Source organism: Streptomyces sp. A5-4 (assembly GCF_051131715.1).
Taxonomy (GTDB): Bacteria; Actinomycetota; Actinomycetes; order Streptomycetales; family Streptomycetaceae; genus Streptomyces.
In genome coordinates this window covers 8333320-8349712 of record NZ_CP178591.1, presented here as the reverse complement: position 1 = coordinate 8349712, position 16393 = coordinate 8333320, and the positions used below count along the sequence as shown (strand labels likewise).

Below are 16393 nucleotides of genomic sequence, written 5' to 3'. Positions count from 1 at the left end.
CACCGCACTCACTTGCCCTCGAAGACCGCCTTCCGGCGGGCCGCCTTCGCCGCGTAGCCCTCGCGCGCGTCCTCGGACGCGAGGGTGAGGGCCGCCGTCATCGCCCCGCGCTCCAGCGCGCCCGCCATCGCCGCGTCGGCGTACTCGTCGATGGAACGCTTGATGCCCTGGACGGCGAGCGGTGCGTTCGCCGCGATCTCCGCCGCGACGCCGCGGGCGGACTTCTCCAGTTCGCCGACGGGGACGACGGACTGGAGCAGCCCCAGCCGTTCGGCCGTCGCCGCGTCGATACGGCGCCCGGTCAGCGCCAGGAGCTTGGCCCAGCCCGCACCCGCGTCACGCGCGATCCGCAGGTCGCCTCCCGCGTCGACCGCGACCCCGAGCCGCGCCTCGGGCAGTGCGCAGACGGCGTCGTCCGCGGCGATGCGCAGATCGGCCATCAGGGCGAGCTCGAAGCCGAAGCCCAGGCAGTAGCCCTGCACGGCGGCGACGACGGGCTGCGGGAGCCGGGCGAAGGCGGCGAATCTCTCGTGTGCCCAGCGCAGGCCCTCGTGATAGTTGTGGGTCCGCTCGGCCGTCGAACGGCCGGTGATCGCGCCGCCCGGCGCGGTGAAGTCGATGCCCGCGCAGAAGGCCCGCCCCTCGGCGCGCAGCAGCACCACCCGCACCGCGGAGTCGAAGCGGATCCGGTCCGCCATCAGCCCCAGCTGGCGGGTGGACTCCCAGCTCCAGGCGTTGAGTTTCTCCGGCCGGCAGAGGGTGAGGGTGGCGATGCCGTCCTCGATGTCGAGGCGCATCCGCTCCTCACCCCGGGCGACCTCCGTGCCGATCGTGTCGATCATCGCCGTACCCCCTCCGCTGAATCTGACGTTGCGTCAGAATACGGGTCGGGGCTCAGCGGTTGAAGACCTCGAAGGTGACGGCGGGCTTCCCGCCGAAGCGCTCCGCCGCCTGCTGCGCGTTCCCGGTGAGGAAGGTCCGGCAGTACGTCTCGGGATCCTCGTCGGTCAACGCCTCGATATATGTGCGGTGTTCCAGCAGGGAGCGTACCGAGCGTTCGAGTCCGGCGGTCGCGTCCACGGCGTGCGTGGGTGTGGCCGTGCCCGCGACGGCGACCCAACGCACGCCGTCCCACGGGGCGAGGCCCTGCGCCGTCAGCTCGGGGAAGATCCAGCGGTTGCCGGCGTCCCCCGCGGCATCGAGGACCGCACGGCCCACAGCCTGGTGGTCCGGCGTGTTCCAGGGGCCACCGAGGCCGCCCCAGGTTTCGCGGTGGTTGAGGGTGATGACGAGTTCGGGACGGTACTTGCGGATGGCTGCGGCGATGTCGCGGCGCAGCGCGGTCCCGTACTCGATCACGCCGTCCTTGTGGTCGAGGAACTCGACCGCGTTGACCCCGACGACCGCCGCGCTCGCCCGCTGCTCCTGCTCGCGCAGCGGTCCGCTCCTGTCGGGTGCCACGCTGTCGATCCCGGCCTCGCCGCGGGTGGCGAGGAGGTACGTCACCTCGCGGCCCGCGTCGGTCCATCCCGCGACGGCTCCGGCGCACCCGTATTCCAGGTCGTCCGGGTGCGCGACAACGGCCAGGGCGCGCTGCCAGTCGGAGGGCATCGGCTGAAGCTGTTCGGTCGTCATGCGCGCAGAGTAGGCGAGAGGGGACCGTTCGGCCCGTCTCCCGCCGCCCTTCGTCCGGCGCCCGTCACCCGTCACCGCGGGCGAGGGCCAGCAGCCGGTCGAGAACCCGCGGTCCACTCGCGCGCAGCCCGTCGTGCTCGTACTCGTCGGTGACCCAGGTGCGCAGCCCCTTGATGGACCGGGCGGTGGCCAGCGCGTGCTCGGTGTCGACGTACATGTCGTCGTGGTAGATCGCGGCGGCCACCGGCACCTCATTGGCGGCGAGCCGGTCCGCGTCGTACAGGGCGGGCCAGTCGGTGCGGTCGGCGAGGAGCCCGGCGGTCTCGCGCAGCGGGCGCAGCGCCGGGTCACAGTCGAAGTGCCAGGGGTGGATGCTCTCGCCGCTGAAGAGCAGGGGCCGGGTCCCGGCGAGTGTCGCGGCGGCGTCGAACTGCGGGAATTCGGCGCGGGCCCGCTCGGCGCCCCAGGCGGTGGGGCGTGCGCCCTGCGCGTAAATCGCCTCGTGCAGGACCGCGTACAGCGGGTGGCCCGCGTAGGACAGCTCCGCATGGACCGCCTCCAGGAAGGCGTCACTGGGCGCGGGCCCCTGCGGGGTGCGCAGGAAGGCGTTCTCCAGGAGGTAATGCAGGCGGTGGCTGCCGTCGCCCGCGCCGAGCAGAATGCCGAGCGACTGGAATGCCTCCGGGGTGAGCCTGTAGCCGCCGGGCAGCTCCGTCTCGTGCTCGGCCAAGTGGGCGGCGATCCGCGCGGCCCGCTCGATGTCCTGGGGGTAGCGCGCGTAGTGGGCCGCGTTCTTGCGCTCGATGCGGACGAACGCGGCGCGGTAGACGTCCTCCACGCGTGCGTGGAGCGAGGGCAGCCCGCCGGTGATGAGGACCCTACGCAGCCCTTCGGGGGCGGCGCTGAGGTAGTGGACGGCGCAGAAACCGCCGAAGCTCTGGCCGAGCACGGTCCAGGGCGCACCGCCGGTCAGGCGGGGGCGGATGGTCTCGCAGTCCCGGACGATCGCGTCGGCGCGGAAGTGCGCGAGGTAGTCGGCCTGTTCGCGCGGTCCGCCGCGCAGTGGCAGGGTCTGCCGGTTGGCGGGGGTGGAGCGCCCGGTGCCGCGCTGGTCGACGAGCAGGACCCGGAATTCCTGGAGGGCGCGTCCCAGCCAGGCCTGCTGTCCGACGAAGCGCCGGGCGCCGAAGCCGGGGCCGCCTTCCAGATAGACCAGCCACGGCAGATCCGCGTCGGCCTGGGAGCTCGCCACGACCTCGCGTGCGAAGAGCTCGATGCGCTCCCCCGAGGGGTCCGCGTGATCGAGCGGCACGGAGAAAGTGTGGTCAGTGAGGACGGTGCCGGGCTGGCGATAACTAATCAACTCTGCTCCCTTTTTGATCACTCCTGAACAGTTCAGCACACTCATACAGTCGCGGCCCATGTGCGAGAAGGCCCCGGCGCTTCTAGCGTGGCGTACATGATCCGGTTCGAGCAGGTCAGCAAGGTGTATCCGGACGGCACCGCAGCCGTGCACGACCTGTCCTTCGAGGTGGCCGAGGGCGAGCTGGTCACCCTCGTGGGCCCCTCGGGCTGCGGCAAGTCGACCACCATGATGATGGTGAACCGGCTGATCGAGCCGACCTCCGGCCGGATCCTCGTGGACGGCGAGGACATCGCGGGCGTGGACCCGGTGAAACTGCGCCGCCGCATCGGTTACGTCATCCAGCAGGTGGGCCTCTTCCCGCACCGCACCGTCCTCGACAACACCGCCACCGTCCCCTTCCTCACCGGCTGGAAGAAGGCCAGGGCCAGGGCGCGCGCGGCCGAGCTGCTCGACCTGGTCGGGCTCGATCCGTCGCTCTACGGCTCGCGCTATCCGGACCAGTTGTCCGGCGGGCAGCGCCAGCGCGTCGGTGTCGCCCGTGCGCTGGCGGCCGATCCGCCCGTCCTCCTGATGGACGAACCCTTCGGCGCGGTCGACCCGGTGGTCCGCGAACGCCTCCAGGACGAGTTCCTCAACCTCCAGGCGACGGTCCGCAAGACCGTCCTGCTGGTCACCCACGACATCGAGGAGGCGGTGCGGATGGGCGATCGCATCGCCGTGTACGGCGAAGGGCGCATCGAACAGTTCGACACCCCGGCCACGGTCCTCGGCGCACCGGCCACGCCGTATGTGGCGCAGTTCGTGGGCGCCGACCGGGGACTCAAACGCCTCTCCGTCACCCGGGTCGAGCCCGACGACCTGGAACAGCCGCCGGTGGCCCGGCTGGAGGAGCCGGCCGGCGTCGCGGCGTCGCGGCTGCGCGCCGACGGCGCCCGGTGGGCCGTGGTGCTCACCCTCGGCGGCAATCTGCACGGCTGGGTGTCCACCGAGGAACTCACCCTCGCCGGGCAGGACGGCACGGTGGGGGACCTGGCCCGCCGGATGGACGCCTGGGTACCGGTCGGCGCACCCCTCAAGCACGCCTTCAGCGAGATGCTGCAGTACGACGCGGGCTGGGTCGCGGTGCTGGACGGGGCACGGTTCGTCGGCGTACTGACCCCGGCGAAGCTGCACGAGGCGCTGCGCCGGTCGGTCGACGCGGACGCCCAGGGCGTGCCGCGCGACCAGGTGGAATTCGACTCGGTGGCGGACGCGTAGCGCCCGTACGGGCGCAACGCGCCGCGCCCCGGTCCGCCGGGACCGGTCCGCCTCAGTCCGCCGGGATCAGCTTCTTCGACTTCAGGTACTCCCGGGCGACGTCCTCGGGGAGCCTGCGCCAGCTGTCCACCTGCTCGTTGAGCGACGCCAGGTCCGCCGTCGTCAGCACGGTGTTGAGCTTGTCCAGGGCGCCGGTGACCCCGGTGGATCCGGCGCGCGAGCGGTTGACGACCGGCACGATGTAGTCGGCGTTCTGCAGCGACTTGTCGTCCTTGAGCAGGACCAGGCCGAATTCGTCGAGTGTCGCGTCGGTCGTCGTGGTGAGGACCATCTGGTCCTGGCCGCTCTGGACGGCCTGCTTGGCGGGGGTGGTGCCGACACCCTTCGGGTCGACGGCGGTGATGTCGATGCCGTACGTCTTCTTCAGACCCGGCTCGCAGTACGGGCGCTGTACGCACTCGTCACCCGCGGCGAGCCGTACCGGCAGCCCGGACTTTCCGAGATCCGAGAGGGTCTTCAGGTGGTGCTCGGCGGCGTACGCGGCCGTGACAGCGAAGGCGTTCTGGTCGACGGCGCGGCCCGGGGCGAGGACGGTGAGGCCGCGCGGGGCGGCCAGTTTCCGCAGCGCGGTCATGGTGGCGTCGAGGTCGGGCGAGCCGACGGGCTTGGCGTCGGCCCCGTTGACCTTGGCGTTCAGCCAGTCCGCGAAGGTGGCGGCGTATTCGGGGACGACATCGATCTGGCCGTTCTCCAGGGCCGGTTCGTACAACTCGCGGTTGGTGACGGACAGGATCGTCGTCCGGTAACCGGCCCGGTCCAGGAGCAGCGCGTACATCTGCGCCAGCAGGTCGCTCTCGGTGAAGCCGGCGGAGCCGATGGTCAACTGGCGGCTGTCGCCGGGCGGCGCGGTGACCTCGCCCCGGCTTTCCAGGGCGGGACCGGTCGAGCAGGCGGTGGCGGCAGCGGCGAGCAGCAGCGCCGCGGCGGCGGCGTGCAGGGGGCTTCTCATTGCGCCCTGCCTCTCGCCCACCGCGGTGACAGCCGTTCGGCGATCTCGAACAGTCCCTCCACCAGCAGCGCGAAGACCGCCACCAGCACGGCGCCCGCCACCACCTGCGGGGTGCTCGCCAGGTTGAAGCCCGCGGTGATGATCCGGCCGAGGCCGCCGCCACCGGCGAGCGCCGCGACGGTCGCGGTGGCGACCAGCTGCACGGCGGCGATACGCACTCCGGTGAGGATCAGCGGGAGGGCGAGGGGCAGCTCCACCCGCCGCAGCAGCTGACCGCCGGTCATGCCCATGCCGCGGGCCGCCCGGACGGTGTCCCGGTCGACCCCGCGCATGCCGACGTAGGTGTTGGTGAGCAGCGGCGGCACGGCGAAGAGCACCAGCGCGATGATCGTCGGCCAGTCGCCGTGCCTGCCGATCGGAGTGAGCAGCAGCAGCACAAGGACGGCGAAGGTGGGAACGGCCCGCCCGACGTTGGAGATGTTGACGGCGAGTGCGCCGCCCTTGCCGAGGTGGCCGAGCACGAGGGCGACGGGCAGCGCGATCAGGCAGCTGATCAGCAGGCACACCACGGTCAGGAAGAGGTGTTCGCCGAGCCGGTGCCAGATGCCGCCCTCACCCGCCCAGTTGGCGGAGCTGGTGATCCAGTCCCAGGCGGCGGAGAGCGTGTTCATGCGCGGGCCTCCCTCAGCCAGGGGGTGAGCAGCCGCTGTACGCCGAGAAGCAGCAGGTCGGCGGCGATGGCGACGAGGACGCACAGGACGGAAGCGGTGAGGACCTGCGCCTTGAAGTACGTGTTCATGCCCGCGTAGATGAGGTTGCCGAGGCCGCCGTGTCCGACGATCGCGCCGATGGTGACCAGGGAGACGGCGGAGACGGTGGCGATGCGCAGGCCCGCCATGGCGGCGGGCAGCGCGAGCGGGAGCTCGACGGCGAGCAGCAGCCGCACGGGCCCGTATCCCATGCCGCGGGCCGCCTGGCGAGTGTCCTCGGGGACCGCGCGCAGCCCGGCGAGGATGTTGCGTACGAGCAGGGTGAGCGAGTAGAGGACGAGCCCGGCGATGACGAGGGAGGCGGAGAGCCCGTACACCGGCAGCAGCAGCGAGAACATCGCGAGCGAGGGAATCGTGTAGAGGACGGTCGTCAGGCTGAGCACGGGTCCCGAAGCCCAGCGCCAGCGGCGCGCCGCGATGGCCAGCGGTACGGCGAGCACCAGGCCCAGGAGTACGGAGACGACGGTCAGCTGGAGGTGCTGGACCACGGCGTCCAGCAGGATTTCGCCGCGCGAGGAGATGTATTCACCGCAGATCCACTCATTGCGCGCGAGGCAGTCGTCCGGGGGCGCGGTCACCCGTCCATTGCAGCCCGCAGCGGGGGCGGAGCGCGCGTATTGGTGGACTGTTCGGGGGGATGCGGTGCGGGGGACGGCCGGGCCGGCGAAAATCGGGGCACGGCGGCGGTGCCCGCCCGGTCACGGCACCGCGCGGGTGGCCGCCCACCGGGGCGGACACCGTCCCGGTCGCGTCCGTGCGGGGGTTCTCGCGGCCCGGCGGAGAGTGGGTGCGTACGCCCCCCGACTGGACGAATCGGCCGCTACCCGTTTGAACGTCGCCTTGAGTGGTCACCCGCCGGGGACACAACATGGACAAAAGCCGACCGACGGGAGTGACCAGTGATGGAGTCGTGGATCGAGCGTGCGGCGTGCACCGACGAGGATCCGGAGTTGTTCTTTCCGGTCAGCGCCGAGGGTCCGGGGGCCGAGCAGCGGCAGCAGGCCAAGGCGGTGTGCGCGGGATGCCCGGTGAAGCAGGAATGCCTGCACTGGGCCCTCACCACCGGGCAGACGTCCGGCATCTGGGGCGGCACCTGCGAACGTGAGCGGGCCGCCATCCGCCGCCGCGAGGGCGCCGGCGGCCGGGGCCGGCGGGGCGCCGGCCGGGAGACACGGTCCCCCAGCCATTGAGTGCCATGACCGGTCGCCGCGACCGGTCACTACGACCAGTGAGGACAGCCATGAGTGACAGCAACGACGAGGAACGGCGTGACGGCGCCCCCCGGGCGCGGCAGCAGGGCCAGGAGCCGGAGACCGGGGCTACCGGGGAGCGGGAGCCCCAGGACGGCCAGGGGCCCCCGGGAGAGTTCGAGACGCCGGTCGGCCCCGGCACCGGGGCCGCCGAGGAGCCGGTCGGGCGCGACCTCCCGGACGCCGGGACGAACGCCCCGTCCCTCCCGGTCGTGAAGAACGGCGGCGCGAAGGCCCCCGCCGAGGAGGAGAGCGAGGACAGCGCGGTGCAGGTCGCTGATCCGGCCGAGGAGGAGACACCCGACTGACGGTGCGATCACGCCGACCGCCCGCTGGGCGTCTGCCGTGAGCGTGTCGGAAGGTGGGAGCGTCAGGACAGGACACAGGGCTGTGCGAGGAGAGACCGTGACCGACGACCTGCTGGCCGAGCTCGACGCGCACTGGCGCGCCGCGAACTATCTGGCCGTCGGCCAGATCTACCTGATGACCAATCCCCTGATGGCGGAGCCGCTGCGGCCGGAGCACATCAAGGAGCGGCTGCTGGGCCACTGGGGCACCTCGCCCGGCCTCAACCTGGTGCACACCCACCTCAACCGCATCGTGCGAGACCGCGACCAGGACACGCTGTGTGTCTGGGGTCCCGGGCACGGTGGCCCCGCGGTGCTGGCCAACTCCTGGCTGGAGGGCACGTACTCCGAGACGTACCCGGACGTGAGCCGGGACCGGGCAGGCATGGAGCGGCTGTTCCGGCAGTTCTCGTTCCCCGGCGGGGTGCCCAGCCATGTCGCGCCGGAGACGCCCGGTTCGATCCACGAGGGCGGTGAGCTCGGCTACTCGCTCTCGCACGCCTACGGCGCCGCCTTCGACAACCCGGACCTCCTGGTCGCGTGCGTGATCGGTGACGGGGAGGCCGAAACCGGTCCGCTCGCCGCGTCCTGGCACTCCAACAAATTCCTCGACCCGGTGCACGACGGCGCCGTACTGCCGATCCTGCACCTCAACGGCTACAAGATCGCCAACCCGACGGTGCTCGCCCGGCTGTCCCCGGGCGAACTCGACGCGCTGCTGCGCGGCTACGGTCACGAGCCGATCCTTGTCGACGGCGACGAGCCGTTCGCCGTGCACCGCGCCATGGCCGATGCGATGGACACCGCGCTGGACAGCATCGCGCGCATCCAGCGGGCCGCCCGGGACGAGGGCGTCACCGAGCGGCAGCGCTGGCCCATGATCGTGCTGCGGACCCCGAAGGGCTGGACGGGACCGGCCGAGGTCGACGGCCAGCCCGTGGAGGGCACCTGGCGCGCGCACCAGGTGCCGCTGTCGGGCGTACGGGACAACCCCGAGCATCTCGCGCAGCTGGAGGCCTGGCTGCGTTCGTACCGTCCCGAGGAGCTGTTCGACGCCGACGGCCGCCCCACCGCGCAGGTGCTCGCCTGTGTCCCGCAGGGCGCCCGCAGGCTCGGCGCCACCCCGCACGCCAACGGCGGGACCCTCGTGCGCGACCTGCCCGTCCCGCCTCTGGAGGACTTCGCGGTCCCCGTCGACAAGCCCGGCACGGTCCTCCACGAACCCACCCGGGTGCTCGGCGGCATGCTCGCGAAGATCATGGCCGACACCTCCGGGCGCCGGAACTTCCGGGTCGTGGGTCCCGACGAGACCGAGTCCAACCGCCTCGGCGCGCTGTACGAGGCCACCGGCAAGGCCTGGCAGGCGCGGACCCTGCCCACCGACGAACACCTCGCGCACGACGGCCGGGTGATGGAGATCCTCTCCGAACACACCTGTCAGGGCTGGCTGGAGGGCTACAACCTCACCGGCAGGCACGGACTGTTCTCCTGCTACGAGGCGTTCGTCCATATCGTCGACTCCATGGTCAACCAGCACATCAAGTGGCTGAAGACCTCCCGCGAACTGACCTGGCGCCGCCCGGTCCCATCCCTCAACTACCTGCTCACCAGTCACGTCTGGCGCCAGGACCACAATGGTTTCTCCCACCAGGACCCCGGTTTCGTCGACCACGTGCTCAACAAAAGCCCCGACGTCGTACGCGTGTATCTGCCGCCGGACGCGAACACCCTGCTCGCCGTCGCCGACCACGTCCTGCGCTCCCGCGACTACGTCAACGTGATCGTCGCGGGCAAGCAGCCCTGCTTCGACTGGCTCACCCTGGACGAGGCCCGCGCCCACTGCGCGCGCGGCGTCGGCGTCTGGACCTGGGCGGGCACCGAGAGCACGGAGCGCGAGCCGGACGTCGTGCTGGCCTGCGCGGGCGACGTGCCCACCCAGGAGACCCTCGCCGCGGCACAACTGCTCCGCGAGCACCTTCCGCAGCTGGGTGTCCGGGTCGTCAACGTCGTCGACATGACCCGCCTGATGCCGCAGGGCGAGCACCCGCACGGCATGCCCGATTCCGAGTACGACGCCCTGTTCACCCCCGACAAGCCGGTCGTCTTCGCGTACCACGGCTACCCCTGGCTGGTGCACCGCCTCGCCTACCGGCGCACCGGGCACGGCAACCTCCATGTGCGCGGCTACAAGGAGTCGGGCAGCACGACCACGCCGTTCGACATGGTCGTACGCAACGATCTCGACCGGTACCGGCTGGTCATGGACGTCATCGACCGTGTCCCCGGCCTCGCGGTCCGCGCCACTCCCGTGCGCCAGGCGATGGCCGACGCCCGCACCCGGCATCACGCGTGGATCCGCGAGCACGGCACGGACCTGCCCGAAGTCGCCGACTGGACCTGGACCGGCTGACGCGGGCGGCGGCACCACCCGGGCACGAACGGGCGGCTGCTCAGCCGACCGGATGCCCCGGCTCGATGTCGATGGCATCGCTCAGCCTCAGCAGGGCGCCCTCGCGCTCTCCCGGCTCTCCGTCCGCGACGGGGTCCAGGAGAAATCCGACGTGGTCGCCGCCGTCGACGAGCGTCTCGATCCGGCCGACGAACCAGGCCGGGGCATCGGCCAGTACCGGGACGTCACCGCTCCCCGAGGCCCACGGCACGCGGGCGAACTTGTCGATGCGCTCGCCGCTCTCACCGCCGAACAGCTCGGCCAGCGCCCGCTGTTCCCGTCCCAGCAGGTGAACAGCCAGGTGGGTGGCGGCCCGCGCCACCCGAAGCGTCCGGTTGGCCCTGGACAGCCAGATCATGAACCGGACGGGTTCGATCGAGCACTGGGAGGCGAACCCCACCAGGCACCCGGCCTGTTCCCCGGCAGCCGCCGTGGTCACCACGTAGACCGGGTAGTCCAACCGATCGATGAACCCTTCCAGGTCCGCCACTGCGTGCGCTCCTCACTGCGGCCGTACGACGCCGGGCCGGCTCACCGGCCGGCCAGGGCACCGATCGGATCCGGATCCGACTCCGGGGTCCAGTCCACCCGCTCGGCAGGGGCGGCCTGCCCCCGCGGCTGCGCCGTGACCGCGTCGGTGGGCGGGACGGTGAGCCCCTCAAGCGGCAGACCGGCGGCGACCTCGGCCCGGAGAGTGAACCAGACCACCTTGCCCCCGGGGGTCCGGTGGGTGCCCCAACTGTCGCTCAGACTCGCCACCATCGCCAGACCTCGGCCGTGGGCCGCCTCCGGCAGGGAGCTGTGCACCTGCGGCAGCCGCCGGTCGTGGTCCGCGACGGCGGCGGTCAGGCTCCGGCCCGTCCAGCGCAGTTCGAGCGTGCATCGCTTGTCGCCGTCCACGTGCCGCTGGACGTTGGTGAGCAGCTCGCACACGCCGAGGCTGACGGGCTGGATGAGGGATTCGAGCCCCCAGTGGCGCAGGTGCGCCGCGACGATCCTGCGGGCCTGAGGGACTCGGGCCGGCTCGGCCTCCATGTCCAGCGTGTACTCACGATCGGCTTGGGTGGTCACGGCGGGGGCTCCTGGTGTGTGCGGTGACCCCGGCTCTGCTTCCGACGTCCGCCCCACCCCGGCGGAACAGAAAGTAGCCATAAGGTCACATATGGACACCCTTAGGCTCACCCCGAATGGCGCAACCCGCAACACAGGGCCGCCGCGGCACGGGTGCACGAGGCCACCGATGACCTGGCCGGGCCACCGTCGAGAGCCTCAAGCACGCCGCGATCACCCTGATGCGATGCCAGCCTGATGTGACGCCCCGTACAGCACGACCCGTTCTCTCGCGGACGAGATCCTGGCGCGCGCCTGGGCCGAGGGCACTGTCCCGTGCGGCTACGTCGCGCTTTCGTACCGTTCCTCGAACACCCGCCAGTCGACCTCCAGCCTCCACTGCAGCTCGGCCTTGGGGCTGCCCGCCAGGAACTTCCGGCAGGCCGCGCCCGGCCGGCGGCCCGGATCCGGAGCGTCGTTCCTGCACGGGGGCGCGAACGCCCCGTACCGGTCCTGCTCCTTCCACAGATTCCCGCCCTCGATGAAGGCGTGGTCCAGTGAGGTTCGGGCCAGTTTCCGTAACTGCCCGACGTTCAGGCCCTGGTCGGTGACGGCCTGCCGGAACACCGCGATCAGGTCGCTGCGGCTGACGCCGGGGTCGTCGGTGGCCAGGGCCACCGGTACGCCCGCGGCCAGATAGGTGCGCAGCGGGGTGCCGGTCGCCGCTGACCCGCAGGATCTGGGCGTGACTGATCAACGGGGCCTCCACCAGCACGTGTTGGCGGCGCATTCGGGCGACCAGCGCCCCGGGGTTCCGCTCGTGGGCGAGGTCCACCGCGTGACCGACCCGGTCGGCGCCCGCCAGGCCGACGGCTTGCCCGATGTGGAAGGTCAGGTCGTCGTCGGTGACGCCGGCCAGCCCCTCGACGAGTTCACCGGCGTGCAGGCTGACGCGCACGGAAGGCGCCCGGGACTTCAGGAAGTCGATCATCCGCATGTGCAGGGTGTAGTCCCGCAGGGCGATGGGCGCGTCCTCGGGCTGGACCATGTTGACCCCCACCACTCGGCCGATCCTGCGGCGGGCCAGCTCGACGCCGAGGATCTGCTGGGCGAAGACGTGCCGAGGCGGCTGGGCCCGTCCGACCTGGTAGTCGAAGCGGATGCGGACGCGGCACGCCGCCTGCGCCGGCCGGCTGTCGCAGCCCAGGAGCGTGCGGGAGTCGCGGAAGCGCTGGTCGTAGCCGGCCGCCGCCTGCCCGACGAGGGCCCGGAACCGGGGGCTCCGCGTCAGCGTCGTGTGGAACTCCGCGAGCCCGGCGGGGCCGGGGTCCTTGGGGTGGATACGGTCCACGAGCCGGCGCAGCGCAGCGGCCTCCACCGTCACCAGGGTCTCCAGGTAACTGGTCCGCTCCCGCGCCGCCGACCGCGCGACTTCGGCGAGCATGTCCGCGTCGTGCCCGGCGGTGGCCTGCTCGAATTTCCCGAACGTGGCGAAGAAGTGGTCGTGTCCGGCCTGCGGGTCGCCGTCCGCCGGCAGGTCGAAGTCCTGCATCGACCACTCCTGGACGACCCTCCGGCGGAACGGACCGTGCGCTACGGCGTCCCGTGCCGGGCGTTCGCCCGCCCGGCACGGGGCGGGGCCGGGTGTCACCACGAAGGTGGTGGTGTCGACGCACTTCGCGTCCCGGGCCGCGTACTCGATGAGCGATTCGGTGCGAACAGCTCCCGAGAGGTGATGGTGCAGGTCGCCGCCTTTGGGTAGCTCAGCCAAGAAGCTCGTGAGCTCTCGCGGGGAGCGGGCGGCGCGGTCCGGTCCGGCCTGCACCTGGGCCCGCTCGCCGCCGGGCCGGGCCCGGTCCGGTGTCGCGGCGGTCGCGGGCAGCACTCCCGCGGCCACGCCCAGCACCACCAGCCCGGCCAGCGCCGGCCATCCAGGTCCGTATCTTCGCCGCATGTCGCGTTCCCCTCTTCCGGTCCGCCGAAGCGTTCGACATCGGCTGGGAGGTCACTCCCCTCCCGAGGGATACTCCGGCACCACCCGCTCCACAAGGGCACCATTTGGCCGACGCCCGGCGGGGGGCCCCGGCGAGGTCAGGCCGAGCCGCGGCGCACCAGTTCGGTGGGGAGTTATGACCGCGGGGGGCTCCTCCCCCGCGATCCGGGCGAGCAGGGTCCGTACCGTCTCGGTGCTGATCCGGCCCCAGGGCTGACGGATCGTCGTGAGCTGGGGGCAGGTCGACAGGGCGGCCGGTGAGTCGTCGAAGCCGCCCACGGCCACACCCTCGGGCAACGGCTGGGAAACCAGGCGCTGTTCGGCTACGACGACAGGCTTCTCCCGTCGGCGGCGAGCTGGTTCAGCCACCGCTGAGCTGAGGCCCGGCGAACACCGGCGGCATGCCTGCTCCAGGGGCGGCCCCGCCGGGCGCCCCGAGAGTCGCTGGGCCTTCAAGCGTCGTCGGTCCGAAACGAGGCCTGTGTGCCTCCGAGCCGGCCGGGACCAGCGCGGATGCGCCGGCGGGCAGTCGTCAGGTGCGCAGGCCGAGCAGCATGACGTCATAGAGATCCGGGCCTTCCCACCGCCTCGCCTCACCGATCTTGCGGTAGCCGCACGCCCGGTAGGCGGCCGACGCCGCCGTGCTGTCCCGGTGGACGTTCAACAGCACCCACTCGGCCCCGATACCGTCGAGCAAGGTCTCGTGCAGAGGCCGCGCAACACCCTGCCCGCGCCAGGGCCCGCGCACGGCAAGTTCCATGAGGCCGAAGGTGCGTTGCCCGTCCTCGCGCCGCATGTCGTCGGGGACGGGCCCGGTCAGCTCGCCCCACCACCCCGTGTCGGATTCGACTGAGAAGCCGGATGCCATGCCGACCGGCTCGTCATCCTCGGTACGGGCCACGGCGCCGCGAAAAGTGGGTCTGCGAGTCTGGAAGCGAAAGCGCTCGAAGGCTGCCGTGACGTCGTCGTCGGCCTCGTTGTACGGCGGCTGCGACGAAGCACTGCGCGCCGGGCCGTCCCAATCCGTACTCACTGCGGAACACGCAGATGGTGCGGCGCATACTCATACGGCCGTCGGCCGTCGTCGCCCGGGTGGCCACGGCCCGGCCAGGACCGGCCAGGACCGTCACGGCATTCGGCGGGATTCGTCACCGCCCGCAGCGGGTCCGGCCTCCGACGCGGGAGACCTGGCGCACGGCCCCGACACCGTGCGTCACGTCGGCTGTCGCTACTTCTTCGCGGCCTCGGCCCGGTATGTCTCCAGCAGCCGCAGCCACACCTCACTGATCGTCGGATAGGCCGGTACCGCGTGCCACAGACGGTCGAGCGGCACCTCACCGGTGACCGCCACCGTGGCGGAGTGCAGCAGCTCGCCGACCGCCGGTCCCACGAACGTGGCGCCGATCACGATCTCGCGGTCCAGGTCGACGACCATGCGGGCCCGGCCCCGGTAACCGTCGGCGTACAGGCCCGAGCCCGCCACCGACGCCAGGTCGTAGTCGACCGCGCGCACCCGGCGCCCTGCCGCCTCGGCCTCCGCGAGGCTGAGGCCGACGGCCGCCGCCTCCGGGTCGGTGAAGACCACCTGGGGGACGGCCGCGTGGTCGGCGGTCGCCGCGTGCTCGCCCCACGGACCGGTCGCCAGGGGCTCGCCCTGCGCCCTGGTCGCGATGGCCGCGCCCGCGATACGGGCCTGGTACTTGCCCTGATGGGTCATCAGCGCCCGGTGGTTGACATCGCCGACGCCGTACAGCCAGTCGCTGCCCCGGACCAGACAGCTGTCGTCCACGTCCAGCCAGTCCCCGGCTGTCAGACCGACCGTCTCCAGGCCGATGTCGTCGGTGCGGGGGGCACGGCCGGTGGCGAAGAGGATCTCGTCCGCCTCGATCCGCTCGCCGTCCTTGAGCACCACCGTGACCGGTCCGGTCCCGCCGTCGCGTTCGACGGAGGCGACCGAGACACCGGTGCGTACCGTCGCCCCTGCCTCGGCGAGTCCCTCGGCCACCAGCTCCCCCGCGAAGGGCTCCATCTTGGCCAGCAGGCCCTCTCCGCGTACGAGCACGGTCACCTGCGAGCCGAGTGCCTGCCAGGCCGTCGCCATCTCCACGCCGACCACTCCCCCGCCGACGACCACCAGGCGCCCGGGTACCTGCTGGGCACTGGTCGCCTCGCGGCTCGTCCAGGGCTTCGCGTCCACCGCGCCCGGCAGACCGGGCACGACGGCCCGGGTGCCGGTGCACACCGCGACCGCGTGCCTGGCGGTCAGCGTGTGCCGTTCGCCGCCGGGGCCCTCGACCGTGACCTGCTTCGGGCCGGCGAGCCGGCCCTGGCCCCGGTAGATGTGCGCGCCGACCGACTCCAGCCAGTCCACCTGGCCGTCGTCCTTCCAGTGCGAGGCGTAGGAATCGCGGTGGGCGAGCACCGCCGGCACATCGAGAGGGCCCTGCACGGACTGCCGCAGTCCCGGGACGCGGCGCGCGTCGGCGCGCGCGGTCACCGGGCGCAGCAGCGCCTTGCTGGGCATGCAGGCCCAGTACGAGCACTCCCCGCCGATCAGTTCGCTCTCCACGACCGCCACGCTCAGCCCGGCCGTCCTGGCGCCGTCCGCCACGTTCTCGCCCACCGGCCCGGCGCCGACCACCACCACGTCGTACTCGACAGCGTCCACAGCACCCGTCGCATCCACAGAATCCACAGAATCCACACGTCCAGTCATAGGGTGCAGTCTGGTCGGGGGTGTGCGCCGTGGCCACCCGGGCAGGCGGAATAGGTCGGGCCCGTATGTCGTTGTGCGGGACGGCTACGTCAGTTATGCCAGGAAGAGGAGCACCGCATGTCCACCGTTGAGCTCACCAAGGAAAACTTCGATCAGGTTGTGTCGGAGAACGACTTCATCCTGATTGATTTTTGGGCTTCCTGGTGCGGCCCGTGTCGCCAGTTCGCGCCGGTCTACGAAGGTGCCTCCGAGCGCCACCAGGACCTGGTCTTCGCGAAGGTCGACACGGAGGCCCAGCAGGAGCTGGCCGCGGCCTTCGAGATCCGTTCGATCCCGACCCTGATGATCGTGCGGGAGAACGTCGCGGTGTTCGCCCAGCCCGGCGCGCTGCCCGAGGCCGCCCTGGAGGACGTCATCGGGCAGGCCCGCAAGCTCGACATGGACGAGGTCCGCAAGTCCGTCGACGACGCGAAGGAAGCCGGCGAGGCGGGCGGGACGACCGGGGCGGCGGACGAAGCCAAGGACGTGGGCTGACACCACGGTGCGCGCGC

Annotated in this window: 17 protein-coding genes and 1 pseudogene; 6 read left to right on the top strand and 12 right to left on the bottom strand. The window is 71.9% G+C overall.

Annotated features, from left to right (window positions below; translation table 11 throughout):
- Window positions 1-8: 8 nt before the first annotated feature.
- From ACLLJJ_RS39035 to ACLLJJ_RS39025, 3 genes are all read right to left on the bottom strand, one after another.
- Window positions 9-842, bottom strand: coding sequence for an enoyl-CoA hydratase/isomerase family protein (locus tag ACLLJJ_RS39035; RefSeq protein WP_434599490.1), 834 nt, complete (start codon window positions 840-842; stop codon window positions 9-11).
- Window positions 843-894: 52 nt separating this feature from the next.
- Entirely contained in the window at window positions 895-1635 is a 741-nt protein-coding gene (locus ACLLJJ_RS39030) for a PIG-L deacetylase family protein (RefSeq protein ID WP_434599489.1), read from the bottom strand.
- A gap of 64 nt (window positions 1636-1699) precedes the next feature.
- Window positions 1700-2998, bottom strand: coding sequence for an alpha/beta fold hydrolase (locus ACLLJJ_RS39025; protein ID WP_434599487.1), 1299 nt, complete (start codon window positions 2996-2998; stop codon window positions 1700-1702).
- Window positions 2999-3094: 96 nt separating this feature from the next.
- Here ACLLJJ_RS39025 and ACLLJJ_RS39020 point away from each other — a divergent pair, with 96 nt between their 5' ends.
- Entirely contained in the window at window positions 3095-4258 is a 1164-nt protein-coding gene (locus tag ACLLJJ_RS39020; protein ID WP_434599486.1) for an ABC transporter ATP-binding protein, read from the top strand.
- Between the two features lie 52 nt (window positions 4259-4310).
- On the opposite strand, the gene ACLLJJ_RS39015 is transcribed toward ACLLJJ_RS39020, so the two are convergent.
- The 3 genes from ACLLJJ_RS39015 to ACLLJJ_RS39005 are packed head-to-tail and all read right to left on the bottom strand — an operon-like array spanning window position 4311 to window position 6615.
- Window positions 4311-5267: an ABC transporter substrate-binding protein gene (locus ACLLJJ_RS39015; RefSeq protein WP_434599485.1), complete on the bottom strand. Its 957-nt coding sequence runs from the start codon at window positions 5265-5267 to the stop codon at window positions 4311-4313.
- Window positions 5264-5938 carry an ABC transporter permease gene (locus tag ACLLJJ_RS39010; RefSeq protein ID WP_434599484.1) on the bottom strand — a complete coding sequence of 225 codons (675 nt, stop codon included), beginning with the start codon at window positions 5936-5938 and terminating at the stop codon, window positions 5264-5266. Before ACLLJJ_RS39010 ends, ACLLJJ_RS39015 begins: the two co-directional genes overlap by 4 nt.
- Window positions 5935-6615 carry an ABC transporter permease gene (locus ACLLJJ_RS39005; protein ID WP_434599483.1) on the bottom strand — a complete coding sequence of 227 codons (681 nt, stop codon included), beginning with the start codon at window positions 6613-6615 and terminating at the stop codon, window positions 5935-5937. The genes ACLLJJ_RS39010 and ACLLJJ_RS39005 overlap by 4 nt, the downstream gene beginning before the upstream one ends.
- A 324-nt stretch (window positions 6616-6939) precedes the next feature.
- Between ACLLJJ_RS39005 and ACLLJJ_RS39000 the strand changes: the two genes are divergently transcribed.
- From ACLLJJ_RS39000 to ACLLJJ_RS38990, 3 genes are all read left to right on the top strand, one after another.
- Window positions 6940-7227: a WhiB family transcriptional regulator gene (locus ACLLJJ_RS39000; RefSeq protein WP_434599482.1), complete on the top strand. Its 288-nt coding sequence runs from the start codon at window positions 6940-6942 to the stop codon at window positions 7225-7227.
- A 50-nt stretch (window positions 7228-7277) separates the two neighbouring features.
- Window positions 7278-7595, top strand: coding sequence for a hypothetical protein (locus ACLLJJ_RS38995; protein ID WP_434599481.1), 318 nt, complete (start codon window positions 7278-7280; stop codon window positions 7593-7595).
- Between the two features lie 82 nt (window positions 7596-7677).
- Window positions 7678-10044, top strand: coding sequence for a phosphoketolase family protein (locus tag ACLLJJ_RS38990; protein WP_434599480.1), 2367 nt, complete (start codon window positions 7678-7680; stop codon window positions 10042-10044).
- 40 nt (window positions 10045-10084) lie between these two features.
- Here the strand turns inward: ACLLJJ_RS38990 and ACLLJJ_RS38985 are convergent, their stop codons facing one another.
- The 3 genes from ACLLJJ_RS38985 to ACLLJJ_RS38975 form a co-directional block, all read right to left on the bottom strand.
- Entirely contained in the window at window positions 10085-10573 is a 489-nt protein-coding gene (locus ACLLJJ_RS38985; protein WP_434599479.1) for a flavin reductase family protein, read from the bottom strand.
- 41 nt (window positions 10574-10614) lie between these two features.
- Window positions 10615-11154: an ATP-binding protein gene (locus ACLLJJ_RS38980; RefSeq protein ID WP_434599478.1), complete on the bottom strand. Its 540-nt coding sequence runs from the start codon at window positions 11152-11154 to the stop codon at window positions 10615-10617.
- A gap of 321 nt (window positions 11155-11475) precedes the next feature.
- The gene (locus tag ACLLJJ_RS38975) at window positions 11476-11841 is read right to left on the bottom strand and encodes a hypothetical protein (RefSeq protein WP_434600643.1); all 366 of its coding nucleotides are present in this window, start codon (window positions 11839-11841) and stop codon (window positions 11476-11478) included.
- A 37-nt stretch (window positions 11842-11878) separates the two neighbouring features.
- Between ACLLJJ_RS38975 and ACLLJJ_RS38970 the strand changes: the two genes are divergently transcribed.
- Window positions 11879-12895 (top strand): hypothetical protein, encoded by a 1017-nt coding sequence (locus tag ACLLJJ_RS38970; protein ID WP_434599476.1) that lies wholly within the window; start codon window positions 11879-11881, stop codon window positions 12893-12895.
- A 329-nt stretch (window positions 12896-13224) separates the two neighbouring features.
- Here the strand turns inward: ACLLJJ_RS38970 and ACLLJJ_RS38965 are convergent.
- The 3 genes and pseudogenes from ACLLJJ_RS38965 to ACLLJJ_RS38955 form a co-directional block, all read right to left on the bottom strand.
- Window positions 13225-13420: pseudogene (locus ACLLJJ_RS38965) on the bottom strand (substrate-binding domain-containing protein); the annotation flags it as partial.
- A 238-nt stretch (window positions 13421-13658) separates the two neighbouring features.
- Window positions 13659-14159 carry a GNAT family N-acetyltransferase gene (locus tag ACLLJJ_RS38960; RefSeq protein WP_434599475.1) on the bottom strand — a complete coding sequence of 167 codons (501 nt, stop codon included), beginning with the start codon at window positions 14157-14159 and terminating at the stop codon, window positions 13659-13661.
- A gap of 195 nt (window positions 14160-14354) precedes the next feature.
- A complete protein-coding gene (locus tag ACLLJJ_RS38955; RefSeq protein WP_434599474.1) occupies window positions 14355-15842 on the bottom strand; it encodes a dihydrolipoyl dehydrogenase family protein in 1488 nt (495 codons plus the stop codon).
- A gap of 117 nt (window positions 15843-15959) precedes the next feature.
- On the opposite strand from ACLLJJ_RS38955, the gene trxA reads away from it, so the two are divergent.
- A complete protein-coding gene (trxA, locus tag ACLLJJ_RS38950) occupies window positions 15960-16376 on the top strand; it encodes a thioredoxin (protein WP_434599473.1) in 417 nt (138 codons plus the stop codon).
- Window positions 16377-16393 lie beyond the last annotated feature (17 nt).

Bases quoted from the DNA above. Each gene is read 5' to 3' on its own strand.
- ACLLJJ_RS39035 (WP_434599490.1), bottom strand. From the start codon at position 842: ATGATCGACACGATCGGCACGGAGGTCGCCCGGGGTGAGGAGCGGATG.
- ACLLJJ_RS39030 (WP_434599489.1), bottom strand. From the start codon at position 1,635: ATGACGACCGAACAGCTTCAGCCGATGCCCTCCGACTGGCAGCGCGCC.
- ACLLJJ_RS39020 (WP_434599486.1), top strand. From the start codon at position 3,095: ATGATCCGGTTCGAGCAGGTCAGCAAGGTGTATCCGGACGGCACCGCA.
- ACLLJJ_RS39015 (WP_434599485.1), bottom strand. From the start codon at position 5,267: ATGAGAAGCCCCCTGCACGCCGCCGCCGCGGCGCTGCTGCTCGCCGCT.
- ACLLJJ_RS39010 (WP_434599484.1), bottom strand. From the start codon at position 5,938: ATGAACACGCTCTCCGCCGCCTGGGACTGGATCACCAGCTCCGCCAAC.
- ACLLJJ_RS39000 (WP_434599482.1), top strand. From the start codon at position 6,940: ATGGAGTCGTGGATCGAGCGTGCGGCGTGCACCGACGAGGATCCGGAG.
- ACLLJJ_RS38995 (WP_434599481.1), top strand. From the start codon at position 7,278: ATGAGTGACAGCAACGACGAGGAACGGCGTGACGGCGCCCCCCGGGCG.
- ACLLJJ_RS38955 (WP_434599474.1), bottom strand. From the start codon at position 15,842: ATGACTGGACGTGTGGATTCTGTGGATTCTGTGGATGCGACGGGTGCT.
- trxA (WP_434599473.1), top strand. From the start codon at position 15,960: ATGTCCACCGTTGAGCTCACCAAGGAAAACTTCGATCAGGTTGTGTCG.